This is a genomic window from Lentibacillus sp. CBA3610 (genome assembly GCF_013373365.1).
Taxonomy (GTDB): domain Bacteria; phylum Bacillota; class Bacilli; order Bacillales; family Amphibacillaceae; genus Lentibacillus.
In genome coordinates, this window is sequence record NZ_CP035925.1 from 896199 (window position 1) to 921936 (window position 25738).

26 protein-coding genes and 3 pseudogenes are annotated in these 25738 nt (G+C 42.7%); 26 read left to right on the plus strand and 3 right to left on the minus strand.

What is annotated here, in order from left to right; genetic code table 11:
- Window positions 1-237 precede the first annotated feature (237 nt).
- From Len3610_RS04525 to pyrE, 4 genes and pseudogenes are all read left to right on the plus strand, one after another.
- A complete protein-coding gene (locus Len3610_RS04525; RefSeq protein ID WP_176446905.1) occupies window positions 238-417 on the plus strand; it encodes an iron-sulfur cluster-binding protein in 180 nt (59 codons plus the stop codon).
- Window positions 414-1308: pseudogene (locus Len3610_RS04530) on the plus strand (dihydroorotate dehydrogenase); the annotation flags it as partial. The gene Len3610_RS04525 and the pseudogene Len3610_RS04530, both read left to right, overlap by 4 nt.
- Before the next feature lie 30 nt (window positions 1309-1338).
- On the plus strand, window positions 1339-1527 hold the full coding sequence (locus Len3610_RS20650; RefSeq protein WP_255259934.1) for a beta/alpha barrel domain-containing protein: 189 nt from the start codon (window positions 1339-1341) through the stop codon (window positions 1525-1527).
- A gap of 501 nt (window positions 1528-2028) precedes the next feature.
- Complete coding sequence (gene pyrE / locus Len3610_RS04535; protein ID WP_176446906.1) at window positions 2029-2643, plus strand: orotate phosphoribosyltransferase; 615 nt, start codon at window positions 2029-2031, stop codon at window positions 2641-2643.
- An 81-nt stretch (window positions 2644-2724) separates the two neighbouring features.
- Here the strand turns inward: pyrE and Len3610_RS04540 are convergent, their stop codons facing one another.
- Window positions 2725-3120 (minus strand): type II toxin-antitoxin system death-on-curing family toxin, encoded by a 396-nt coding sequence (locus Len3610_RS04540; protein ID WP_176446907.1) that lies wholly within the window; start codon window positions 3118-3120, stop codon window positions 2725-2727.
- Entirely contained in the window at window positions 3121-3372 is a 252-nt protein-coding gene (locus tag Len3610_RS04545; RefSeq protein WP_176446908.1) for an AbrB/MazE/SpoVT family DNA-binding domain-containing protein, read from the minus strand.
- 466 nt (window positions 3373-3838) lie between these two features.
- On the opposite strand from Len3610_RS04545, the gene Len3610_RS04550 reads away from it, so the two are divergent.
- The 7 genes from Len3610_RS04550 to Len3610_RS04580 all read left to right on the plus strand — a co-directional run bounded on the left by Len3610_RS04550 (window position 3839) and on the right by Len3610_RS04580 (window position 9046).
- A complete protein-coding gene (locus tag Len3610_RS04550) occupies window positions 3839-4447 on the plus strand; it encodes a TasA family protein (RefSeq protein WP_176446909.1) in 609 nt (202 codons plus the stop codon).
- Window positions 4448-4542: 95 nt separating this feature from the next.
- A complete protein-coding gene (locus Len3610_RS04555) occupies window positions 4543-5106 on the plus strand; it encodes a TasA family protein (protein WP_176446910.1) in 564 nt (187 codons plus the stop codon).
- 110 nt (window positions 5107-5216) lie between these two features.
- Window positions 5217-6074, plus strand: coding sequence for an amyloid fiber anchoring/assembly protein TapA (gene tapA, locus Len3610_RS04560; RefSeq protein WP_255259884.1), 858 nt, complete (start codon window positions 5217-5219; stop codon window positions 6072-6074).
- A complete protein-coding gene (sipW, locus tag Len3610_RS04565) occupies window positions 6058-6657 on the plus strand; it encodes a signal peptidase I SipW (RefSeq protein ID WP_176446912.1) in 600 nt (199 codons plus the stop codon). The genes tapA and sipW overlap by 17 nt, the downstream gene beginning before the upstream one ends.
- 33 nt (window positions 6658-6690) lie before the next feature.
- Window positions 6691-7368: a TasA family protein gene (locus Len3610_RS04570; RefSeq protein ID WP_176446913.1), complete on the plus strand. Its 678-nt coding sequence runs from the start codon at window positions 6691-6693 to the stop codon at window positions 7366-7368.
- Between the two features lie 321 nt (window positions 7369-7689).
- Complete coding sequence (locus Len3610_RS04575) at window positions 7690-8550, plus strand: LysR family transcriptional regulator (RefSeq protein ID WP_176446914.1); 861 nt, start codon at window positions 7690-7692, stop codon at window positions 8548-8550.
- Between the two features lie 64 nt (window positions 8551-8614).
- A complete protein-coding gene (locus Len3610_RS04580) occupies window positions 8615-9046 on the plus strand; it encodes an organic hydroperoxide resistance protein (protein WP_176446915.1) in 432 nt (143 codons plus the stop codon).
- Between the two features lie 40 nt (window positions 9047-9086).
- Here Len3610_RS04580 and Len3610_RS04585 read toward each other — a convergent pair whose 3' ends face one another.
- A complete protein-coding gene (locus Len3610_RS04585; RefSeq protein WP_176446916.1) occupies window positions 9087-10793 on the minus strand; it encodes an Rqc2 family fibronectin-binding protein in 1707 nt (568 codons plus the stop codon).
- 288 nt (window positions 10794-11081) lie between these two features.
- On the opposite strand from Len3610_RS04585, the gene Len3610_RS04590 reads away from it, so the two are divergent.
- The 15 genes and pseudogenes from Len3610_RS04590 (at window position 11082) to rsgA (ending at window position 25737) form a co-directional block, all read left to right on the plus strand.
- Window positions 11082-13736, plus strand: coding sequence for a cation-translocating P-type ATPase (locus tag Len3610_RS04590; protein WP_176446917.1), 2655 nt, complete (start codon window positions 11082-11084; stop codon window positions 13734-13736).
- A 771-nt stretch (window positions 13737-14507) separates the two neighbouring features.
- Window positions 14508-14764: pseudogene (locus Len3610_RS04595) on the plus strand (extracellular matrix/biofilm biosynthesis regulator RemA family protein).
- Window positions 14765-14793: 29 nt separating this feature from the next.
- Window positions 14794-15410: pseudogene (gmk, locus tag Len3610_RS04600) on the plus strand (guanylate kinase).
- 7 nt (window positions 15411-15417) lie between these two features.
- On the plus strand, window positions 15418-15621 hold the full coding sequence (rpoZ, locus tag Len3610_RS04605; RefSeq protein WP_176449549.1) for a DNA-directed RNA polymerase subunit omega: 204 nt from the start codon (window positions 15418-15420) through the stop codon (window positions 15619-15621).
- Between the two features lie 97 nt (window positions 15622-15718).
- Window positions 15719-16801, plus strand: coding sequence for a bifunctional phosphopantothenoylcysteine decarboxylase/phosphopantothenate--cysteine ligase CoaBC (gene coaBC / locus Len3610_RS04610; protein ID WP_369693642.1), 1083 nt, complete (start codon window positions 15719-15721; stop codon window positions 16799-16801).
- 121 nt (window positions 16802-16922) lie between these two features.
- Entirely contained in the window at window positions 16923-17255 is a 333-nt protein-coding gene (locus Len3610_RS20655; protein ID WP_255259793.1) for a primosomal protein N' family DNA-binding protein, read from the plus strand.
- Between the two features lie 18 nt (window positions 17256-17273).
- Complete coding sequence (gene priA, locus Len3610_RS20660; protein ID WP_255259794.1) at window positions 17274-18485, plus strand: replication restart helicase PriA; 1212 nt, start codon at window positions 17274-17276, stop codon at window positions 18483-18485.
- 73 nt (window positions 18486-18558) lie between these two features.
- Window positions 18559-19050, plus strand: coding sequence for a helicase-related protein (locus Len3610_RS20665; RefSeq protein ID WP_369693643.1), 492 nt, complete (start codon window positions 18559-18561; stop codon window positions 19048-19050).
- Window positions 19011-19337 (plus strand): hypothetical protein, encoded by a 327-nt coding sequence (locus Len3610_RS20670; RefSeq protein WP_255259796.1) that lies wholly within the window; start codon window positions 19011-19013, stop codon window positions 19335-19337. The genes Len3610_RS20665 and Len3610_RS20670 overlap by 40 nt, the downstream gene beginning before the upstream one ends.
- A gap of 372 nt (window positions 19338-19709) precedes the next feature.
- Complete coding sequence (gene fmt, locus Len3610_RS04620) at window positions 19710-20651, plus strand: methionyl-tRNA formyltransferase (RefSeq protein ID WP_176449550.1); 942 nt, start codon at window positions 19710-19712, stop codon at window positions 20649-20651.
- Window positions 20652-21998, plus strand: a complete 1347-nt coding sequence (rsmB, locus tag Len3610_RS04625) for a 16S rRNA (cytosine(967)-C(5))-methyltransferase RsmB (protein ID WP_176446918.1) — start codon at window positions 20652-20654, stop codon at window positions 21996-21998.
- 49 nt (window positions 21999-22047) lie between these two features.
- Entirely contained in the window at window positions 22048-22509 is a 462-nt protein-coding gene (locus Len3610_RS20675; protein ID WP_255259797.1) for a protein phosphatase 2C domain-containing protein, read from the plus strand.
- Window positions 22510-22558: 49 nt separating this feature from the next.
- Window positions 22559-22813: a PP2C family protein-serine/threonine phosphatase gene (locus tag Len3610_RS20680; RefSeq protein WP_255259798.1), complete on the plus strand. Its 255-nt coding sequence runs from the start codon at window positions 22559-22561 to the stop codon at window positions 22811-22813.
- Window positions 22813-24855 carry a Stk1 family PASTA domain-containing Ser/Thr kinase gene (gene pknB, locus Len3610_RS04635; RefSeq protein WP_176446919.1) on the plus strand — a complete coding sequence of 681 codons (2043 nt, stop codon included), beginning with the start codon at window positions 22813-22815 and terminating at the stop codon, window positions 24853-24855. The genes Len3610_RS20680 and pknB overlap by 1 nt, the downstream gene beginning before the upstream one ends.
- A complete protein-coding gene (rsgA, locus tag Len3610_RS04640; protein ID WP_176446920.1) occupies window positions 24856-25737 on the plus strand; it encodes a ribosome small subunit-dependent GTPase A in 882 nt (293 codons plus the stop codon). It begins immediately after the preceding gene.
- Window position 25738: the final 1 nt, after the last annotated feature.

Here is a 25738-nt window from a genome sequence, read left to right on the forward strand (position 1 = left end):
CATGGCATTCCCCCTTGTATTGTCTGGTAAAGAACTCAGACAACACGGGATACAAGGTTCAAATCGTTCTCGGTTTTCAGACGGAAAAATTATGGTTTTTTACGGACGAAAAGTTCCGTGAGGCTTGGGGAAACAAACAGACCGATGATGCGAGCATGGCTATCAAGGTTTGTGACAGATGTGTTGGACCAGGCCGGATAACTTTGATCATTTTTTTTTTTTCTTGCGGCCGATTCAATGCTCCGGGCTGTAAACGAAAGACTGGGACATCATTCAGGTTCGATTTCGCTTGAAGAACGTTTGGGATGCGGGGTTGGCGCTTGTTTTGCCTGTGTCATTCCCGCAGATTCTGAAGGTGGTTACCGTAAAATTTGCTCCGACGGGCCGGTCTTTGCAGCAGATGAGGTGATGTTATGAAGCAGTTGTCTGTTAAGCTGCCCGGCCTAAGCTTAAATAATCCCTGTCATGCCTGCATCAGGATGGCTTTGCATTCGAAGGGAGTTATAGTGAATTTTATGATTTGAATAAGCTTGGAGCGTGATCATGAAGGCGGCAACGGGAGAGGCGCGCTACGGTAATTAAACACCGCGGGTTGGCTGGAAACACCATCAGGCATGCTTTAAAACGCCATTGGTCTGCCAAAAATCCGGGTGTGGAAAATATTACAGCGGAATGAGTTCTTTCTGGCGGCTTATGATGTGCCGATCATTGCCAATATAGCGGCAGTACAGTAGAAGAAATATTGTCGGTGGCATCAGCATTTTAACAGGCTTTGCACGTGAAAGCATTGGAATTAAACATCTCATGTCCAAATGTGAAAGAAGGGGGCATCCAATTTGGGACTGACCCTGACATGGCAGCTGAAGTTACTGAAAAGGTGAAAGCCGCCAGCGATCTGCCGGTCTATGTCAAGCTGTCACCGAATGTATCAGACATTGTCGGGATGGCAAAAGCTGTTTGAAGCAGCAGGCGCCGACGGTCTGGTCCATGATTAATACCGAATAACCGGCATGCAAATTGATCCTGCCAGCCGACAACCGCTATTGGCTAATGAACCGGGCGGCTTTCCGGCAGTGCCATCCAAACCAAATTGCGATTTCGCAATGATCTATGAGGTGAAGCAGCATGTCTCGATTCCAATTATTGGCATGGGCGTATTTCAACGGCAAAGATGTATTGAATCCTGCTGGCAGGAGCGAATGCTGTTAGCTGTTCGGGACGGCGGAATTTTCAAACCCCTTATGTATGTCCCGGAAATCATTGCGGAAATTGCCTTATGTTTTAGAAAAATATGAGTTCGATTCGGTAACCGCAGCTATCGGAAGGGGGCATTGCTGTATGAAGGAAATATATCTGGCACTGGATTTTCCGGCATGGCAGGAAGCACGGAATTTATTGAGCAGAACGAACTGTAACGGCGTCCTGTCCAAGGTGGAATGGAAACTTTTCTACCGTGAAGGTCCCCGGCTGATTGGAAACGCTAAAAAGCAGCATAATCATGACGTATCCTGGATTAAAGCTTCATGACATTCCCACGACGGTCAATGAAAGACCATGAAAAACATTGCGGGAACTGGTGTTGATATGGTAATGTTCATGCCCTGGTGAAGCCACATGAACCAGCGTGGCAAAAGAAGATTAACGGCTGGTTCATCAGCCGGCCGCGAGCCAAAGTTAATGGCCGTTTACCATCCTGACATCAAAGGGATAAACAATGCCCATGAATGATTGAGTTGGGATACAAGGAAGCGTAACAGGACAACAACCCGTCCATTTTTTTCTGAATTCGCCTTTAAAACGGGCGGACCGTGTTGTTTGCTCAGTCCATGAAGCGAACAGGATTAAGGAAGTTTGTGGTTCATCCATTTTTAACCGTCACATCCAGGATCAACCGTAATCGCCACACCGGGATTATGCCCGGCGAAAATAATGGGTGCTGAATATTCTGTTTTGTGGGGGCGGACCATTACAAAAATGCCGGGGATCCCAAAGGCTGGCGTATGAAAAAAGTGCAAAAGGAGTGGGCACATGGGATTAAGTCATGAAATAGCCAACGATCTGCTTAATATAAAAGCTGTGCAGATCAGGCCTGATGATTATTTTACCTGGGCTTCAGGAATCAGATCACCAATCTATTGTGATAACCGGCTAACGATGTCATACCCGGAAATACGGGACAAAATTGCAGGCGCATTTGTTCAAATGATTGAAACGATGGACCGGAAACCTGACGTTATCGCCGGCTGCGCAACAGCAGGAATTCCGCATGCTGCCTGGGTTGCGGATAAACTTGATCTGCCGATGGTTTATGTTCGGTCTAAACCAAAAGGACATGGCAAAGGGAATCAAATAGAAGGTAAGCTTGAATCAGGACAGCATGCAGTCGTCATTGAGGATTTAATTTCGACCGGCGGATCCTGCATCGAAGCAGTGAAAGCATTGCAGCAGGAAGGTGTGCATGTCATTGGTGTTCTGGCGATTTTCACATATGGATTGGAGAAATCGAGGGAGCTATTTTCTGAAGCCGCACTGGATTATAAAACCATCACCAATTATGATGACATATTGCGGCTGCTAAAGCGTGACGGTATGATTAATGAAAATGAAAGCGAGGAGCTTAAGGCATGGCGTGATGGACTTTAGGTTGGCGGGATCATCTTCACTGGATAGAAGATGATCTCACATTTTCATTGGAAGTGTATTGTAATATATTTTTTGAGTGTGTTATCCATATGGTGAACTGTTTTTCTCAATTATCTCCGCTAATTCCTCAAAGCTATATTTTTTATTGACCACATTGACTGTAAAATCGGCTTGCAGTGTTTGGTTTTCCATATGAAATGCATAGCCGTTATAGGACAAGAACTGTATTAACGATAAAAAAGCCGTTCGCTTATTGGCATTGTGAAAAGCATGGTTTTGAGCAATGGATTCAAATAACGCTGCAGCTTTTTGAAACACTGTTTGATAGGCATCAGCACCAAAGGCGGATTGTTGTGGACGATGTACAGCAGAATCCAATAGCTCAGGTGATTTAATCCCAATTTGTTCACCAGGGCTGAATTTTTCAATGGTATACTGGTTAATCGCTGCGACTTCTGTATATGTTAAATATCTCATTTATCTGTCGACCAGTTCCTGAATTGTTTTTTCATGTTTTTTGGTATTCCGTTCCAAAACCTCAAAGAAATCATCACTAACACCTTCAGGAAGCTGTACCTGCTGGCTTTTCTTTAAGACAATTTCACCATCATGTGATTCCAATTGAATATTGTCTCCATAGGAAATCCCGGCTTCTTTCATTAGTTCTTTGGGGAACGTAATACCATAACTATTTCCAACTTTAGTGACTTTCCTGTTTATTTTATCCATAAAGCACCGCCTTGTTATAAATGTTATAACAATTATAACAGATTTACTGAAAAAAACAATCATATGTATTCGAAAAAAGGTTTAATGCCTTAGAAAATGATACCTTGATTTTCCCCAAAAAAATTATATTATGCAATTTATGCGTTATATAGAACTATTCATTCTTAAAAAACATAGAATTGTACGAAATAATGAGTAAATAGGCGATAACGAGCGCAAATTGTTCTTAATAACGTATTTTTGACCGAATTTGAAGTTTTGCAAAGATGTATTAATGGCTTATGCTCACAACAGTTAATTCTTAGTAACGAACAATTCAGGAAGAGTTTGGACATTACTCAAGGATGATACAGCCATACGATTCACCTTTGTTGTTCGTTATTAAGTACGAATGTTTCATACATATCGGTTTTGTCTCTCTCAGAAGAGTTCAAAATAAAAAATTCTATCTCAAGGAGGAAACAAAATGAGTTTCAAAAAGAAGATTGGTCTTGGCGTTGCATCAGCAGTACTCGGCATTTCGTTAGTGGGAGGAGGGACATTTGCGTATTTTAACGATGTTGAAACTACGGAAAATACATTTGCATCGGGTACATTGGATTTAACAGTCGATCCAAGTACAATCATTGATGTCGAGAACATTAAACCGGGAGATAAAATGAATCGTCACTTTGAACTCGTGAATGATGGCAGCCTTGATATCTCAGAAGTACTTCTGACAACTGATTATTCTGTTAACGATGATAATGGTGATGCAGACTTCGGCGATCATATTCGAGTGAATTTCCTGAAGAATGCTGATAAAAACGGTTTGATCCAGGATCCCGAAAATGTAATTACTTCCGCTTACTTATCTGATCTTAAAGGTGAAATGCCAGATGCTGTTAAAAATCAAATTGAAGCATGGTTCGGTTGGGGCGATGAAGACAGTGGTTTAAAATCCGGTGATACTGATGATTTGTACGTCCAATTTGAATTCGTGGATAATGGAGAAGATCAAAACGTATTCCAGGGTGATTCTTTAGAACTTGAGTGGTCATTTGATGCTAAGCAAACAGATGGCGAATTAAAATAACGGCATAATAGGGAAATAATAGGGAAGAGTTAAATTCTCTTCCCTTCGTTTTAAAAATACCGACAAAGAATTTTGAAATGGAGGTAATTATTGTTATGGGAATAAAAAAGAAATTAGGAATGGGTATTGCATCTGCCGTTTTAGGAATAAGTTTGATTGGCGGAGGAACCTTTGCCTACTTTAATGATATCGAAACAACGAATAATACATTTGCGGCAGGAACTTTGGATTTAAACCTTAAAGGTGTCGATGATAAAGAAAACGTTGATTTAAACCTGGAAAACTTGAAACCGGGCGATTGGAAAGTTCATCAGGTGCGTCTATATAATGATGGTTCCCTTTCGTTTAAGGATGTAACATTAAATACGGAATACAAGGTTAAAGATGTACAAGGAGATAACAATGGGGAAGATTTTGCAGATCATATTGTAGTGAGCATAATGGATTTAGTATCAAAAGAAATATATGCGGAAAATGTTCCTTTAAGTGAACTTGATGAAATTGTGCTATCGGAAAATCAAGAACCAGGTGATAGAACACGATTCAGAATGGATTTTAAATTCCATGACAACGGAAAAGATCAGAACAAATTTCAGGGTGACACTTTGAATTTGGACATGACGTTTGAAGCAAGTCAACAAGACGGGGAACTGAGATAAAAAGTTTAGGAGGGGATATAACTCTCCTCCTTATGTACATTTATAAATATAGAACGGAAGTTTTGTATTTATAAATGTATATAAAAATGCTGGGAGGGATTACGTTGCGTATGAGCCGTCTGCGGAAATTCAAAAACAGAAAAAAGCTGATAGTGACAAGTAAATTACTGATCAGCTGTTATATTTTAATCTTTACATTCGGTTATATGACATCCGGAACTGGTGCTTATTTTAATTCTTCAAGTAATGATAAGCAGGTGATTCAGGCCGGCACATGGTGGGATGGAAGTGAACTTGTATTTCCGGGACCAGATATACAGAATGTTGAAGCATGCCCTCCTGAAGAAATAAAGGTGGATGTCAAAAATGAAGGATTCAGCATGATCAACGCCACTGAATATGTGATTTATTACGCTGAAAATGGAAATCCGAAGAATAATGGTGAAAAAATAGCGGATGGAACGATTGAACCAATTGAAAAAGGGGAAACTGTCTCCCTCACATTTGAAGCGGAACAAACCGGAAGTTATATATTTAAAGCTTCGCAGCATCCCGATTACAGCGGAAATCATCAAAATCCGTGGAGCGAAAAAGTCGTGGTGACGTGCATCGACGATAACCAAACAAATGAACAAGAAATCGAAAAACAGCAGTCAAAGTCAAATGAAGCACAACAGGAACAAGATGAAACAAGTGGAGATGCTGAGGAAAAATCTGAAAATACGGAAGATAAAAATGAGCAAAACGAAAAAGCCGGTAACAAAGGTAATCAGGAAGAAGATAGTGACAATCAGGAAGAAGGAACAGATGATACTAATAAACAAGAAGGCATAGAAAAAAGCAATTCCAAAGAAAACAATAAGGGTAACGCAGACAACAGGAAGACAAATGACAAAACTGATGAGGTAAACGGTGCAGCAAAAAAGAAAGACAGCAGGGAGGATGAAGCTGATGACGAAAATCAATAGGAAAAAATTATTAAAATGGCTGAATAACTTGGCAACCACCATATTGTTTGCTGTTTTAATCGGAATGCTTTTCATTGTTGTATCTGCCAAAGCATCCGGGGGTAAACCTGAAATATTCGGCTATCAACTAAAAACAGTCCTCTCTGGATCGATGGAGCCTAATATACAGACAGGATCGATTATCGCTGTAAAACCCGGTGGTGATATGACACGCTTTCAGAATGGTGATGTCATAACGTATATGGAAGAAGCGGAAAAGCTGGTTACCCACCGTGTTGTTGACGTTATGAACAACGGGGAACATGTTATGTACCAGACGAAAGGGGATAATAATGATGCCCCTGATTCCAACCCGGTTCTTTCCGAAAATGTGGTAGCGGAATATACCGGTTTCACGATCCCGTACCTCGGTTATTTGGTCAATCTTTCCCAGTCACAGAATGGCGCATTTTTACTTCTGGTGCCAGGACTGCTGCTTCTGGGTTATTCCGGGTTTATCATTTGGAGAGCATTGAAGGAAATCGATCCGGACAAAATGGAAAAACAGCAACAGAACGGAGAAAACGGAAGCCTGTCATCTTAAATAACGGCCTTGAACGGATGGAGGGGGAATAGGATGAAAAGAATGGTCTGTTTCATATGTTTGCTGGCCGTTTTCAGTCCGGTATTTTTATCGGAAGGAAGCCAATCGGCAGCAGCTCAATCAAATGCTGTAATCGATATCAATGTAAAGCCTGAAGACTATCTGTTTGACCTTACCAATATGAAACCGGGTGACTGGGCGCCCAGGACGATTAAAGTACAAAATAATGGAACAAATGCATTCGAGTACGTTACAACTTTTAAAAATAATGGTGGTTCGGAAAAGTTATTTCGTGAACTGTTGCTGGAGGTAACCGATTCTGACAATGCATTATATACCGGGAAACTAACGAATTTTAACGGCCTTTCCCCAAGGTATCTATCAGCATCAAGTGAGGAGGAATTAACGTTTACCATAAGATTCCCGGAACATTTGGGAAATGAATTTCAAGGACTTGAAACCAACATCCTATTAACCTTTCAAGCAGCAGGCAATACTGATACTGATCAGGCTTTCAGTGGCGGAACTGTAGGTGGTGGCTCGCCATTACCGGATACGGCGACGGATAAGTTTACTTATCTGCTAATAGGAATCGCACTTATGACAGTCGGTGGAATAATTTATTTTCTTTATCGTATCAGACAAAATTATCAAAAGAATCTAGGAGTCTTGGACATAACTAAATCAATCAGTTCTAAAGATGAACGTTAAACGACTTTAGCGGAGGAAATATACGGAGACTCCTGGGGGAGCAGAGGCCTAGATGAGACCCCGGAGTGCGTTAGCACGAGGAGGCTCATCAGCCGCCCCCGGAAAGCGGAGTATATTTCCGGAGCGGGTTATATACACGACCTTAAGTTCGGATTTTCTGTAATAAAAATACTTTTGTCCAAGGCTCCTAGCTGATCTTGATATTTAATTGTCAGGTTAGCTTTATTTTTGTTTAAACCTTAAACATCCATAGCAATAAGCATAATTTTACGTTATAATAAAAAGAAATAATAATAACTTATCGAACGAGGGTATTTTACTATGAAAATAGATGACTATGAATTGCTTTTAAAACTGAAGGAAATCGGTACTATCCGCGGTACGGCAAAGGCTATATTGATTTCCCAGCCAGCTGTAACGCAGCGTCTGAAATATATTGAAGATTATTTTGGTGAGGCGATCTTTATTCGCACCTCAAAAAGCCTTGTGCTCACACCTGCTGGTGAATTGATTCTGGATCATGCTAAAAAGGTTATACAGGAAGAAAAGGCAATTAAGAATGCACTCGCCCAGTCAAGCGGTGAGGTCCAAGGCTCATTGTCAATCGCATGTTCATCCTTAGTCAGTCAGCGCTTTTTGCCATCAATTCTAGGAGATTATACAAATGAATTTCCAAAAGTTGCGATTGACTTGGTAACCGGAATCAGTGAAGACATCAAACGGGAACATAAAAACTATCATGTGTGCATTATTCGCGGCGAAAAGTTAAAAGAAACGGTAAGCGAATTGTTATTTGAAGATCCGTTATATATGTTTGATACTGAGCCATTTCCAACCGATGAACTGAAGGAGCGGCCGCTGATTTCATTCAAGAGTGATGACAGTATGCATGAGCTTGTTGACAATTGGCTTTACCATCATCAGAAAGAGATCCAGCCAATTAAAATGCTTCATGTTGATCAGATTGAAACGTGTAAGCAATTTATGCAGCAAGGGCTGGGTATGGCTGTGCTTCCGAAAAGTGTTTCTGAGGGCATGATGGAAGATTACCCGCATATTCCGCTCCAGCTTGACGGCAATTCTGTCACCCGTGATACGTGGGTCTGTTATCAGGAAGGTGTACGGAATTTGCCGCAAGTTGACCAATTTTTATCGGCAGTGTTGGACCAAAAATTCCTTTAAGTGTTTAAAACCTGTACAAATAAGGAAAATACCTTATAAGAGATACTTAAAGGAGTGATAAGACATGAGTGACGTTATTTTCACATCAAAAGCGACAGCAAAAAACGGACGTGACGGACACGTGAGATCATCTGACGGGATAATCGATTTTGATTTGGTTAACCCTTCAGACAATAAAGATGCGAAGGGTACCAATCCTGAACAACTGTTCGCGGCAGCATATTCAGGATGTTTTGACAGTGCCATTCATCTTGTGGCATCAAAACAAAATAAAAAGGTTGATTCGGAAACGACTGCGGAAGTCAGTTTTATGAAAGACCCGGAAGATGACGGCTTTAAGATAGCGGTCACCCTGAATATAGAGATTGAAGGAGTTAACCCGGAAGAAGCAGAGGAACTGGCTCAGGATGCACATCAAGCTTGCCCATATTCGAAGGCAACACGCGGGAATATCGATGTAACGTTAAATCCTAAGGCAGTCGAAAAACCCAGCTAAGGCAATAGGATATAAAAAAGACGGATGATCTATCAAAAGGTCATCCGTCTTTTAATTTTTCAGCTAACGCCTTCTCAGGCGTCACGAACAATGTTTTCTGGTTGTCGTAGGTGACAAACCCCGGTTTTGCACCATTTGGTTTTTTTACATGTCTTATTTTTGTGTAATCAACAGGTACAGATGATGATTGGTGTGATCGACTGAAATAGGCTGCCAGTCGGGCTGCTTCCAACAATGTCTCCTCACTTGGATCTTTGGAGCGGACAATGACGTGAGAGCCCGGTATATCTTTCGTATGAAGCCAGACGTCATCGCGATTAGCCAATTTCATCGTGACGTATTCGTTTTGCTTATTATTTTTGCCGACTAGAATAACCGTGCCATCTGAAGATATAAATTTTTCCGGACTTGGCTTGGCTGGTTTCTTTTTATGTTTGCCTTGCTTTTGTTTCTTTAAGTAGCCTTCTTCCCGCAGTTCATCCCGGATTTCTTCTATATCTGCTTCACGTGCTGTATCGATTTGCTGCAGCAGTTGTTCGAAATACGTAATTTCGTTATTGGCTTTGGTTATTTCAGTTTGGACTTTTTCCTTTGATGTCTTTAGTTTCTGGTACGTTTTAAAGAAACTTTGTGCGTTCTCGCTTGGCGTCTTATTCGGATTCAGTTCAATGGTGATTTCGTTCTGTTCGGGATCATAATAATCGATGACTGTTGCTGTGTCATCCCCATGCTTGACCAGATGCATATTAGCTGTCAACAGCTCACCCAGCCGTTGATATGTTACCGCATTATCCGCTTTTTGAAGTGTTTTTTCGTGTTTCTTCAGTTTTCGTGTGTTTTTGTCTTTTTCATTTTTAATAAATTGGTATAAATCTTTTGCTTGCTGCTTCACCCGGTCACGTTCAGCTTTACCCGAATAAAAGGCATCCAGCATGGCATTTGTATCAGTGAACGTTTCCGGTTCACCGTTTGTGTGCGTAACCCCCAGGACATGAAAGTCTTCTTTTCCATTCTGGTAAATGGCAGGTGTGTAGTGGTGTTCTTTAATAAGTTTTTGTAAGTCTGCAAATTTTTCCTGATACGTTTCGATTGCTCCCAGCTTAGCCTGATGGACGATTTCTTTGGCAATAAAAGGTGAGAAACCAACCAACGTACCGACGATTTGCATGGCCAATTTCCCGGTATTGAAGTCCAATTTACGTATCAGCGTTTCACTATCAATTTCCAGAGGGTCCAGTTTGTTCTGGCTCGGCGGAAGTATATATTGGTGACCCGGCAAAATGGTCCGGTGCCGATTTTGTGAAATCGAAACATGTTTCAGGCTATCCAGAATATGCCCCTTCTCGCCATCAACCAGCATCACATTACTATGCTTGCCCATAAGTTCGATAACCAGCTTTCTAGTTGCCACGTCCCCGATTTCATTGCGCGATTGAACCGAAAACGTCACAATCCTTTCCATACCATATTGCTCAATCGAATCAATGACCGCACCTGATAAATATTTCCTTAACAGCATGCAAAACATGGGTGGCTCTTTCGGGTTTTTATAGGTGTTTTCGGTTAAATGCATACGAGCATATACAGGGTGTATGGATAACAGAAGTGAATGATTCTGCCCTTGGCTGCGTATCGTGAAAACCAGTTCTGTTTCTGTAGGCTGATATATTTTTGTGATTTTTCCGGGTATCATTTTTTCATTTAGCTCGTGTGTAACAGCTCGGGTAACAATTCCATCGAATGGCATACAATCACTTCTCCTGCTTTTTGTTTCCAGCTCAGGTGCCCTGCAATTCATGGGACTAACCTCATGCGAGCTTTCATTTTTTCGTACACTTATCCTTTTTGGGTTTCATTATAGCATTTTTCCGGACAAGTCTGCATAGATATTGGTATATAGGTGACGTTCAAATTGATTCTTTTCGGCAGATAGCAAGCCGTGACATATTCCTATCTGCATCAGTCAGCATAGACTTTTGACATAAGGATCTGACGATAAGCCAAGTTTTCTAAAAGAATCTGGAGGGAATGCTGGATGAAATGGTATCAGATGGACGTAGATGTGGTCGAACAAAAATTGCATGTTACAACAAAACAGGGCCTGACAGATAAGCAAGTGAATCAGCGCTGGCAGCAATATGGACCAAACCGTCTGGAATCGGAGAAAAAGACATCCAAGTGGCTGACTTTTTTGAAGCAATTTCAGGATTTCATGGTGCTGATTCTGCTTGCCGCTACTTTAATCGCAGGTATGCTGGGGGAATACATCGACGCCATAGCGATTATGATCATCGTACTTGTGAATGGTTTTCTCGGGTATTTTCAGGAGCAAAAAGCAGAAAACTCACTTGCAAAATTGAAAGAAATGTCGGCACCGGTTGCTAACGTCTTAAGAAATGGGGCATGGGTGAAAATCCCGTCACAGGAAGTGGTAGTAGGGGATGTTGTACGGTTAAACAGTGGTGACCGGATTCCGGCAGATGTTCGAATAACCAGGTCCAACAGTCTGGAAACAGAAGAATCAGCACTAACCGGGGAATCATTACCGGTTATGAAACATGCCACAAGCATTACACGGGACAAGCTTGATGCCCAGGATCAAGTGAATATGGGGTTTATGAGTACATTAGTCACACGCGGTTCCGGGACAGGTATTGTCGTCGGTACCGGTATGAATACAGTAATGGGACAGATTGCTTCGTTAATGGTTACAACGAAGAAAACAACCACACCGCTTGAGCATAAGCTTGCTGAGTTGGGTAAAATTCTGATTGCTGTGGCGCTGCTCTTGACTGCATTAGTTGTGTTGGCCGGTGTCTATCAGGGTCATCCGGTGTACAATATGTTTCTCGCAGGTGTGTCACTGGCAGTAGCTGCAATCCCTGAAGGACTGCCGGCCATTGTAACAGTTGCGTTGTCATTGGGCGTTCAGCGGATGATCAGGAAGAAAGCACTCGTCCGAAAACTATCGGCCGTCGAAACGCTGGGGTGTGCATCGGTTATTTGTTCAGACAAGACAGGCACGATGACGGAAAATCAAATGACGGTGAAAGAAGTGTATTTGAATGGAAAGACATTATACGTTACAGGTGATGGCTATGATGTGAGCGGTAACGTTTTTTTAAATAACGATAAAGTGGACAGGGATTTTCCCAACCTGGATAGGATGTTTTTATATGGAATGCTATGTAACAATGCGTCCCTGATGGTCAAAAAGGGGAAGTATTCAGTTGATGGGGACCCGACAGACGGGGCGCTGCTCGTTGCTGCCCGAAAGCTTGGCCTGTCGCATCAGATACATGAAAATTACCATGTTATAAAAGAACTGCCGTTTGATTCCGACCGAAAGCGGATGAGCATGGTAATAGAAGATGAAAATAAAATGCGTTTTTTGATTACAAAGGGGGCACCGGACGTTCTGCTGCCACGATCAAATTACATCATGAAGGAACAAGGAAGGCAGTTGATGCGGTCTGACGATAAACAGGGAATGGATCAGGCTGTTGATATTATGGCGGATAAAGCGCTTAGAACATTGGCAATTGCTATGAAGCCATTGGCAAAAGATGAATCACTGAATCCGGCAACCCTGGAAAAAGACTTAACACTGATTGGCTTGTACGGCATGATGGATCCACCAAGAAAAGAAGTTAAATCGGCTATACAGGAATCTCGTGAAGCGGGCATAAAATCAGTCATGATTACCGGTGATCACGAAAAAACCGCACGTGCAATCGCAACAGAACTGAATCTGCTTCCTGAAAACGGGATGGTTTTGAATGGACAACAATTAAATCATATGTCAGTTACAGAGCTTCGCGAAACAATAGATCAGGTTTATGTTTTTGCAAGAGTTACGCCGGAGCATAAATTAAAAATTGTGAAGGCATTCCAGGATGAAGGTCATATTGTAGCCATGACAGGTGATGGTGTTAACGATGCCCCGGCTATTAAAGCAAGTGATATTGGCATAAGCATGGGTGAAAGCGGAACGGATGTCACGAAAGAAGCGTCATCGCTCGTTTTAATGGATGATAATTTTGCCACCATTAAATCAGCGATTATCGAAGGCCGTAACATCTATGAAAATATCCGGAAATTTATCCGTTATTTATTGGCATCCAATGTCGGTGAAATTTTAGTAATGCTGCTGGCTATGCTAATGGCCATGCCTTTGCCGCTTGTGCCTGTTCAGATTTTGTGGGTGAATCTGGTCACCGACGGATTGCCGGCCATGGCACTTGGATTGGATCAGTCAGAAGATGATGTGATGAAACGAGGCCCGCGGAATCCAAAAGAAGGCATTTTTGCCAGAGGGCTTGGATTTAAAGTCATCAGCCGAGGCATTTTGATCGGTGTTGTGGCACTCATCGCATTCATGCTGGCTTATCAGGGAAATCCGGAAAATCTGATTTATGCCCAAACCATTGCGTTTACGACATTGGTTATCGCTCAATTGATTCACGTATTCGACTGCCGGAGCGAACATTCCATTTTTGCCCGGAATCCATTTGAAAATAAATATCTGGTGCTTGCTGTTCTGTCGTCTGTTTTATTACTGCTGGTTGTCGTTTACTGGGAACCATTACAGCCTATTTTCCATACAACGGCCTTAGGGTTCAGGGATTGGATGCTTGTTCTGGCCTTAAGTTTCCTCCCAAGCGTTTTCTTTGGCTTTTCCAAAAAATAATTATGACATTGCCCTTCTGCGATAGAAGGGTTTTTATTTTTTAACTTAAATTGTTATAATTAGGCTGCTTGCCGTTGTCACAGCTTTTTATATGCTTTGGCTGAAGCGGCCTTGAAAAATGAGGCATATGAGTGAACGACGGGGACGTTTTCTAGTATATTGATCTTTTTGACACAAAATCCGATATAGCGCGACATAACCAGGCTACCTCCAGCCTATCGGAGTTGGGTGTTCGTTCGTCGCTGCGGAAAAATACTCCCTTTCCGCGGGGAACGCTTCAGCCTCCTCGTTCGCAAAAACCGCTCGCTGCGGGGTCTTCAGACTGTTCCTTTCCCGCAGGAGTGTCGTATTTTTCCGCAGCTTAGCGTCGTGTTCTGTCATAGTGAGAGAACATTCAATGTACAGAAAGTCAACACCAGCGTAGGAAATACACGGAGACTCCAGCGGGAGGATAGGCATAGTGGAGACCCGCAGTGCGCCAGCATCTTTTCTGCGAGGAGTGCTGCTTCTCCGCAAAGTCTTGCAACACGACGGAGCCACGAGGAGGGCACAGCCGCCCGCGGAAAGCGGAGTTGTATTTCCGGAGGCGGTATCACAGTACTCAAATATCTTAGGGCAAACAAAATTTACGAAAAAAGCCTTTCGGAAAGGTCCGAAATCAAAGAATAAGTCCAGATTTAGAAGTAAACGGTTGTATTCGGGTGTTTATTTAATCTATAATGGATTCTATAATTACATAGAATAATAGTGAGTCACATAGGGGGAGCCAATTTGAGTTTACGATTAATTAATATAGGTTTTGGGAATGTCGTTTCGGCCAATCGGGTTATTTCGATTGTGTCACCGGAATCAGCTCCGATCAAACGAATTATTACAGTAGCACGTGACATAATAAATTAGTGGATGACTTATGGACGGACGGACACGGCTGTTATTATAACGGATTAGTGATTATTGTTGTGCTGTCAGCTGTTACAGCCGGAAACTGTGGACAGCGTGTCATCAGTCACGAAAGAAGTTTTAGATGAGAATAACTTAGGAGGAAAACGTTTTTTGATTGATTGAAAATGGCATTCTATTCATATTATCCGGGCCCTCAGGTGTCGGTAAAGGAACGGTCAGAAAAGAACTATTCAACCGGGCAAACGACTTGGCGTATTCAATTTCCATGACTACCAGGGAAAAACGTGCCGGTGAAGCTGAAGGTGTTGATTATTTTTTACAAAACAAATGGAAGAATTGAGCGTAATGATTGAAGCGGGTCAGCTTTGAATATGCTCGTTTTGTCAATAATATTATTGGCACACCGCGAAAATATGTGGAAGATACACTAGCTGAAGGCCAGGACGTATTTCTTGAAATTGAAGTGCAGGGAGCAATGCAAGTGAAAGAGAATTTCCGGGAAGGGGTTTTTAATCTTTTTGTTCCCGCCCAGTTTGGATGAGTTGAAAGACAGGATTTTAGATCGGGGGAACGGAATCACAGGATTTAGTGCTGGGAGCGGTTGAAAGAGGCCAACATGAGATTGACATGATGGATGCATTATGATTATGTTGGTTGTCCAATGATGATGTCGATGCTGCCGTCACCAAAATTCAATCAATCATTCAAAGTGAACACTGTAAGCGTGAGCGAATTGCAAATCAATATAAACAGTTATTGAAGGAGGAATAATATGTCAATGCTGGAGCCATCCATTGATGATCTACAAACAAAAATTAAATCCAAGTACACACTCGTCACAATATCTGCCAAACGGGCCCGACAAATCAGGGAACAGGATAAAGAAGTACTTGTGGATGAACCGAAATCAAACAAATATGTCGGGTTGGCCCTTGAAGAAATCATGGCGGATAAGCTATATGTAAAAGAAGATAATGATTAATCCTGATGACCCTCGCGCCTTCTTCACCTGCGGGGGTCTGATTTTTAGGTTTTCAAAGGTATCGTTGATAATATTCAAATAATCTGGGGGAAGCCATATGATTCAGAATAAAAATATACTACTGGGTGTTTCAGGTGGGATAGCAGCATATAAGGCGTGTGCTTTAACGAGTAAGTTAACGCAGCAAGGTGCGGACGTGAAAGTCATTATGACAGAAAACGCAGCAAAATTTGTATCCCCGCTGACTTTCCAGGCTTTATCACGAAACCCGGTCCATATCGATACGTTTGATGAAAAGGACCCGAGTAAAGTTGCGCATATTGATTTGGCCGATTGGGCTGATATGACAATTCTTGCACCGGCAACAGCCAATCTGATCGGAAAATTAGCGGGCGGAATAGCTGATGATATGCTTTCAACTGTGCTGCTTGCGACACAATCCAGTGTTTATATTGCGCCGGCCATGAATGTTCATATGTACGCACATCCAGCCGTCATGGAAAATATGAAGCAGCTGGATTCGTGGGGCTACCATTTCATTGAGCCCGGAGCCGGCTATCTGGCATGCGGATATGTCGGTAAAGGGAGATTGGAAGAGCCGGAAACCATTATTGAAGTAGTTGATCAGCACCAGGATCGTAATGCTTTATTTTCAGGCAAAAAAGTCCTGATTTCTGCTGGTCCCACACAGGAACAAGTTGATCCTGTGCGGTTTTTTACGAATCGGTCGTCAGGCAAAATGGGCTTTGCACTGGCTGAAAGAGCGGCTGAATTGGGAGCAGAGGTTACCTTGGTGGCAGGTCCGGTCAGTCTGGAGATCAAAAACCAACAGATAAAACGGATTGATGTTGTAACCGCCAAAGACATGTATGAAGCGATGCATGAGCACTTTCCGGCAAATGATATTGTTATTAAAGCTGCTGCTGTTGCTGACTACCGCCCGAAGCAAATTCATGAGGAAAAAATGAAGAAACAGTCTGATGATTGGCATGTGGAGATGGAGAGGACACAGGATATTCTGCAGTCACTCGGTGACATAAAAGAGCACCAATTTCTGGCGGGATTTGCAGCTGAGACAACGGATCCTGTCGAGTATGGCATAGCCAAATTACAGAAAGAAAAACCTGGGATGCCATCATTGTTAATAAATGTCGCAGCTGAGGGCTGGATTTGCCGGTGATACACATGGTGACATATATCAATAAATCACAGGAGAAAGAGGACATTACACTGAGGTCAAAACAGGAAATCGCTGACGAAATATTTTTATTAATATCCCGTGATATGAAGGATGAGGCTAAGTGAATATTGCGAAAGTGATTGTGGATGTTCCCGCCAGTTCGATTAACCAGACATTCGATTACCGGATACCTGAGCGGTTTCAGGAGATGCTGCAGCCAGGAATGCGTGTCATTGTTCCCTTTGGTCCGAGGAAGATAATGGGCTATGTCGTTGAGCGGGTCAGCGAATCTTCCTTCGATCATTTAAAAGATATCAGCGACATACTTGATTTGACCCCAATTTTGACTGGAGAATGCTGGATTCTGGGTAAAATGGCTGGCAGAGGAGACATTAAGTTTGTATATTACCGCTTATCAGGCCATGCTCCCCAGGTACTGAAGGCCAAATTATAAAAAAGAAACTGGGAGCGGTTGACAAGTGATCTCCTTCCCGGGCAGCTTGAAGCACTTTTTGCCGGAGGGATTTTGTATCATATTGAAAGAGCTGGCGAATGCCAGGTTAGTTTTTATCAGGTACAAAAGGCGATCCAGGATGGTGATGTTGCTGTTCACTATCTGGTTAAATCACGCGTTACGACAAAGTACGTTACTTATCTGAAACCTGCATGCGAGGTACATATGCTTGCAGAAGCACTTGAAGATATGTCCAATAAAGCCCGCAAACAAAAAGAAATTCTTGCTCACTTTGTTGATCAGCCGGATGAAATAGAGCTTAATGATATTCTGAAAATGTTCGGGACAACAAGGTCCACTATCAACGCATTGCTGGATAAAGGACTGCTTGCATCATTTAAAAAGGAAGTTTACCGAAACCCGTATGATGATAATGCATTTGAACAAACAACGGCTTTGGAGTTGACACAGCAGCAACAGGAAGTTATTGAACCGATAAAAGAAGATATAAAGGAGAACCGGCATGATGTGTTCCTGCTGCATGGTGTAACCGGCAGCGGAAAAACCGAAATCTACTTACAGGCAATCCAGGATGTTATCGATAAAGGGGAAGAAGCCATCGTGCTGGTCCCGGAAATTTCGTTGACACCGCAAATGGTCAAACGATTCAAGGGAAGATTTGGATCCAATGTTGCTGTCTTACATAGTGCCTTATCATACGGGGAAAAATATGATGAATGGCGGCGGGTCCACCGTAAAGAGGTACAAGTCGTGGTAGGTGCCCGGTCAGCTGTTTTTGCCCCGTTTGAAAATCTGGGTATTATCATTATTGATGAGGAACACGAAAACAGCTATAAACAGGAAGACCAGCCACGCTATCATGCGCGTGATGCAGCTATTCACCGCGGGGAATACCACCAATGTCCTGTTTTACTCGGCAGTGCTACACCGACATTGGAGTCCTATGCAAGAGCACAAAAAGGTGTCTATAAGCTGGGCACCTTGACTAAACGGACTAATGAGAAAGCGATGCCTGAAGTTGATATTGTAGATATGCGACAAGAGTTGCATGCGGGAAACCGTTCGATGTTTTCCCGAAGTCTAAAAGAAAATATGGAGCAGCGCATCAATCGCGGTGAACAGGTTGTCCTGTTATTAAACCGGCGCGGGTACTCAACGTTTGTCATGTGCCGGGAATGTGGTCATGTGAAAGAATGCCCCGCATTGTGATATCGCCCCTGACATTTCAAAACACATAATCAGCTTAAATGTCACTAACTGCTCCTATTGAAGAACAATGCCGATGTATTGCCCTTCCTGCAGCAGTGATCTGATCCGCTTTTTTGGGACAGGTACACAACGTATAGAGGAAGCGTTAACGCAGCTCCTTCCCGAAGCAAGGGTTTTGCGAATGGATGTTGATACGACACGACGAAAAGGAGCACATGAAAAACTGCTTAACCAATTTGCCAATCAAGAAGCGGATATATTGCTCGGGACTCAAATGATTGCAAAAGGGCTTGATTTTGAAAATGTAACCCTTGTCGGTGTGTTGACGGCTGATTCTATGCTGCACCTGCCGGATTTCCGCTCTTCTGAAAAAACATTTCAGCTCCTGACACAGGTGAGCGGACGGGGCAGGAGACATGAATTGCCCGGTGAAGTCATCGTCCAGGACTTATACACCGGAACATTACAGGTATTGACTTGCCAGCAGGTAATGATTTTTTGCAGTTTTATAAGCAGGAAATGCAAGTGCGCAAAAAATTTCAATACCCGCCATTTGTGTTTTTGACATTAATAACGGTTTCTCATCAGAATCATGTCACAGCAGTGCAATCGACACAACAGATCGTGAAAAGTTTATGGAAATATGTTCAGGAGGATACAGTTATTCTCGGACCAACACCGTCACCAATCGCCCGGATGAAAGATAGATATCGTTATCAATGCATGATAAAATACAAGCACGAACCCAACTTAAGACGACTAATCAAAAAAATCATCCAGCAATTTGATGATGAGGTACGTAAAAACGATTTACAAATAACAGTTGATATGCAGCCATATCAGTTAATGTAGCCATATAGTGTGACATAACCAGCCTACCTCCAGTCTATCGGGGTTGGGTGCTCGTTCGTCGCTGCGGAAAAACACTCCCTTTCCGCGGGGACGCTTCAAGCCTCCTCGCTCGCAAAAACCGCCGCTGCGGGGTCTTCAGACAGTTCCTTTCCTGCAGAAGTGTCGTGTTTTCCGCAGCTTAGCGTCGTGTTCTGTCATAGCGAGAGAACATTCAATGTACAGAAAGTCAACACTAACGGAGCGTATTTCCGAAGCGGTGTCATTACACTCAAGTTTTTCAGTATGTCGCAGTTTGTATCAATTATGAACAAAGCAACAAAATTTACGATAAGAGTCATGTGAAAACAACCAAAAAGAAGGGAGCGGCAAATGATGAAACGAATTGTTTTTATGGGGACACCTGATTTTTCAGTGCCAATTCTTGAATCACTTATGCAGACAGAGCATGAACTTGTTTTGGTTGTAACCCAGCCGGACCGTCCTAAAGGCCGGAAAAAAATCATCACCGCGCCGCCTGTTAAAGAGACGGCGGAAAAATATGATATTCCTGTACTGCAGCCGAAAAAACTGAAAGATGAATATAAAAAAATTCTTGCTTATGAACCTGATATCATCATAACAGCAGCCTATGGTCAAATTTTGCCAAAGGAACTGCTTGACACTCCTGAATTCGGCTGTATTAATGTTCATGCATCACTATTGCCTGAGCTCAGAGGCGGTGCTCCGATTCACTATGCCATTTTGGAAGGGAAACAGGAAACGGGTATTACGATTATGTATATGGCTGAGAAACTCGATGCCGGTGATATTATCGCACAGGAGACTGTGTCAATTGCTGCCAGTGATCATGTTGGGACGTTACACGATAAATTATCCCAAACCGGAGCCAGTCTTTTGACCGGCACATTACCTGACATTTTTTCCGGGGAAATCGCACCTGTCAGTCAGGATGAAAGTCTTGCAACATTTGCTTTTAATATAAAACGTGATCAGGAAAAAATAGATTGGCATAACGCACATAATGATATTTATAATCATATTAGGGGACTTCATCCCTGGCCGGTTGCCTTCACGATACATGATGGTAATGTCATGAAAATCTGGTGGGGTGAAATGGATGATAACACCTATCAGGGCACACCCGGAGAAATTGTTCAAATCATTGATAATGAAGCTTTTGTGGTTGTTTGCGGTAACCAAAAAGGAATCCGGATAACAGAGATCCAGCCGGCAGGCAAAAAGCGGATGACAGTCAAACAATATTTGCAAGGATCTCCTGATAGGATTAAGACTGGTACTGTAATGGGTGATTAAATGGAAAATTTTCAGGTAAGAGAAGCAGTCGTTGATTTGCTTGTACGTATTGAACAGGACAGCGGTTTCAGTCATTTATTGATTGATCACGAAATCAAATCACGAAACATACCACCGAAAGATGAAGCACTGATGACAGAGATCGTTTATGGCACTATCCAGCGCAAGTTAACCCTGGACTATTATTTGGAGGGTTTCGTGGATATAAGGAAAAAGATAAAGCCCTGGGTACGTATGCTGCTCCGGATGTCTGTCTATCAGATGCAATACTTGGACAAAGTACCGGATCACGCTGTCATACATGAAGCGGTTGAAATTGCCAAACATCGTGGACATAAAGGAATTGCTTCGTTTGTTAATGGTGTTCTCAGGAGTCTCCAGCGAAAAGGCATTCCGGATACAACGGTTATTCCCGATAAGGCAGAACGGCTTGCGGTTGAAACAAGTCACCCTGAATGGCTTGTCAAACGCTGGATAGACATGTATGGTTTTGATATAACATATGATATGTGTCATGCAAATCTGGAAAGAAAACCATCATCCATCCGAATCCAGCCGCTAAAGATCACCCGCGAAGCAGTCATGGACGAGCTTCACGAACTAGGATTTGAAACAAGAAAATCTGATTTTTCCAATCAAGGCGTTGTTATTGATCACGGGAATATTTTGCGGACAAGACTTTTCGAGCAAGGTTATGTGACCATTCAGGATCAAAGTTCAATGCTGGTAACAGAAATGCTTGATGCAGATCCCGGTATGACTGTGCTGGATGCCTGCAGTGCGCCAGGCGGTAAAGTGACACATACCGCGGAGAAAATGGAAAATGAAGGCTCCATCAATGCCTATGACCTTCATGCAAAGAAAGCCAAACAGATCCAAAAGAAAGCTGCGGAACTGGATTTAACCATTATTGATGCTAAAGTTGGTGATGCGCGGAAATTGCAGGAACAACATGAAAAGGAAACCTTTGACCGGATTTTAATCGATGCCCCATGTACAGGCTTCGGTGTCATACGCGGGAAACCGGACATTAAATATAATAAGCAGAAAGATAATGTTGGACGTTTAGCTCGGATTCAGGCTGATATACTGGATCATGTGGCCCCTTTATTGAAAAAGGGCGGATTGTTGATATACAGTACTTGTACTGTTGATAAAACAGAGAATGATGACATAGCAGAGAATTTTTTAGCACGAAACCCGAATTTTATTGTAGACCCAGGCTTTTTTGAACAATTACCGGCCATGATTCAAGCTTCACCAGGATGTTCTGAAATCGGTTTGCAGTTATTTCCACAAACGTTTTCGACTGACGGGTTTTTTATGACTAGGATAAAACGCGTATAACCATTTGTACACGTTATAAACGAACTGTTTACCGTTGAGAGGTGAAAAGATGAGAGGACATTTTCAGACAGACCAGGGACAAATCAGGGATCATAATGAAGATGCCGGCGGAATATTTTATAATCAGTCAGGTCAGATGCTGGCAGTTATTGCTGATGGTATGGGCGGTCATCAGGCTGGGGATGTAGCCAGCCAAATGGCGACATCGTTTATTCAGGGTAAATGGGAGGAAGCGGACACCTTCGATTTAGCTGACACAACAGAAACCTGGTTAAAAGAGAATATGCAGGAAATGAATCGCACGTTATTGGAGCATGCTCAGGAAAATGAAGAATGTGCAGGTATGGGGACAACAGTCGTAGCCGCCGTTTGCACGGAAACGTTTACTGCTGTTGCGCATATTGGTGACAGCCGATGTTATCTTCTGAATGAAGATGGATTCAGACAAATTAACGGAAAGATCACTCACTTGGTGAATGAAACTCGTTCGAATCCGGCCCAGAATCAGTAAAGGAGATGGCAGAACAGCACCCCCCCAAAAAATGTTTTGCTGAAGGCACTTGGAACAGGAAACGGATATAATCGCCGATTGTCCAGTCAATCGAATGGAAACCGACAGCAAAACTTCTGTATGCTCTGATGGTTTGACCGATAAATTAACGGATGAAGAGCTTTTATCATTTATCCAAAAAGACCAGGATATCGCAGCAACCGGTAATGAAATGGTTGAACTTGCCAATGAACGGGGCGGCGAGGATAACATATCCCTTATTATTGTACATCATGAGGGTCGAGTGGAAGAGGGTGATGGATAATGTTGAATGGTCATCTGCTGAATGAGCGTTACAAGATAAAAGAGTCTATCGGCGGTGGAGGCATGGCTGACGTTTATTTGGCAACAGATACGATTCTGGATCGTGACGTGGCCATTAAAGCATTACGCATGGACTTTGCTGATGATGAGGAATTTATTGCCCGTTTTGACCGCGAAGCACAATCTGCGGCAAGTCTGGCTCATCCTAATATTGTTAACATTTATGATGTCGGTGAAGATGACCGGGTTTTATTTATGGCAATGGAATACGTTGATGGGATGACTTTGAAAGAATACATACAACGTTATGCACCGATTGATACACGGGAAGCCCTGGATATCATGAAACAGATCGCATCCGCAATTGCCCATGCACATGCTAACGATATCATTCATCGGGACATAAAGCCGCAGAACATTATGATAGATACATATGGACAGGTTAAAGTCACTGATTTTGGAATTGCAGTGGCATTAAGTGCAACGGCCCTCACACAAACTAATTCCATTCTTGGGTCTGTACATTATTTGTCCCCTGAACAGGCACGTGGCGGCACAGCAACCAAAAAATCAGACATTTACTCGCTGGGAATTGTCCTGTTTGAATTATTGACGGGCCGGTTGCCTTTTTCAGGTCAATCGCCTGTTTCAATCGCGTTAAAACATTTACAAAATGATACGCCATCTGTAAAACGTTTTAATCCGAATATCCCGCAAAGTGTGGAAAATATCGTATTGAAAGCTACTGCCAAAGACCCTTTTCATCGTTATGATACGGTTTATGACATGGAAGATACCCTGGAGTCGGCACTTAGTCCTGACAGGCTCAATGAAGAAAAATTTATTCCGCCGGCTGAAGAGGGAGAAGAAACAAAGGCGATTCCCATTATAACCGACAACCAGCTGGATCAGAATACGGATGATGATACAATCGTCAATCAACCTAATGAAGCAACCAAACCTTACATGAATGAAGAGACAGACGAAAATGATAAGGGCACTAAAAAAGGTAAAAAGAAAAAAAATAAAAAGAAGAAGACTGGTAAGCAGAGACGCAAAAAATGGCTGCTCATACTTGCCTCCCTATTTCTATTGCTGGGGGCAACTGCAGTGGCATTATTTATTTTTCCGGGCTGGCTTCAACCGAACGATGTGGATGTTCCTGATGTGAGTGGTATGGCATATGAGGAAGCTATGTCCGAATTACAGGAATTAAACTTGGAAACTGAGCGGGATGAAGCGTATTCTGATGACGTAGAGGAAAATACGGTCATTGGAACGGAACCGGAAGCCGGCAGTACGATAACAGAGGACGATACAGTTACACTAATCGTCAGTCAGGGACAAGAGGAAGTGGCGTTTGAGGACTATGTTGGTGAAAATGTTGATCAGGTCAGACGCATTCTGGAGAATAAAGGGTTTGAAACGATTACAACGGAAGAAGAATATTCAAATGAGTATGCAGCGGGAGAGATTGTTTCCCATGTTTATCCGTCTCCGGGTACAGAGGTTATTCCAGAGGAGACTGAAGTTATTTTTGATATCAGCATTGGACCTGCGCCAATCAATGTGAACAATTTGACGGGCATGAGCGAACAACAGGCGATTAACTCTCTGGAGGAACAGGGATTGAACGCTGCCATCAGGGAAGAAAATTCGGAAAACACACCTGAGGGCAATGTCATACGTCAGGACCCGGAGCCTGGCACCGAGGTGGAAGCAGGTAATACAGTTGATGTCTTTATTTCCACGGGTCCTGAAGAAAAGCCGCCCGTTAATCATGAGGAAACTTTTACGGTGTCCTATAATCCGAGTCAGGAAGAAGATACGGATGACCCGGTTGAACAGACTGTTTCAATTTATATCGGGGATAACAACCGTTCGATTTCAGAAGTGCATGATGAGTATACGATTACTGAAGACAGAGAGTTTACAATTACGTTAACGATTGCTCCTGACAGTGTTGCCGAATACAGGGTGATGCGCAATGAGGAAGTGATCATCGACAAATCGATTCCATATGAAGAAGCGGCAGGTGACTAAATGGCTGAAGGCAGAATCATAAAAGCAATAAGCGGATTCTATTATGTGAAATCAGGAAACGGTGTGTTTCAGTGTCGGGGGAGGGGTGTTTTTCGCAAACAGAACATCACACCCCTCGTCGGTGATTTTGTTGAATTTGATGAGCAGAACCCTGGGGAAGGCTATATTCTTTCGATTAAATCAAGGCGAAATATGCTTATTCGCCCGGCGGTTGCAAATATTGATCAGGCAATCATTGTCAGCTCGATAGCAGAGCCTGATTTTAACCCGCTATTATTGGATCGGTTTCTTGTAATGATTGAATCGAAGGAAATGACACCAATCATTTTAATGACGAAAAAAGATCTGAAGACTGAAACGGATCTGGAATCGATTCACCATTATAAAACGGTATATGAGCAAATCGGGTATTCGGTTAAGCTGATTTCCGCTGTTCAGCCGGGGGATTTAGACGATTTGATGCATGAACTGGCTGATCAGGTATCTGTTATTGCCGGACAGTCCGGTGTCGGTAAATCATCGTTACTGAATGCGTTGAATTCTTCGCTGCAATTAAAAACGGGTGATATATCCGCTAGTTTAGGCAGGGGCAAGCATACAACAAGACATGTTGAACTGGTTGAAGTTGGTGGCGGATTGGTTGCCGATACGCCCGGTTTCAGCACACTCGATTTCAAGGAAATGGCAGCTGATGAATTAGCGGATTGTTTCCCGGAAATACGAAACAGGCAGACAGATTGCAAGTTTCGTGGATGCTATCATAATAAGGAGCCGGAATGTGCTGTGAAACAAGCAGTAGAAGATGGGGAAATTGCCGAAATCCGTTATGACCACTATCTACGTTTTTTAGACGAAATTAATTCACGAAAGCCGAGGTATTAAT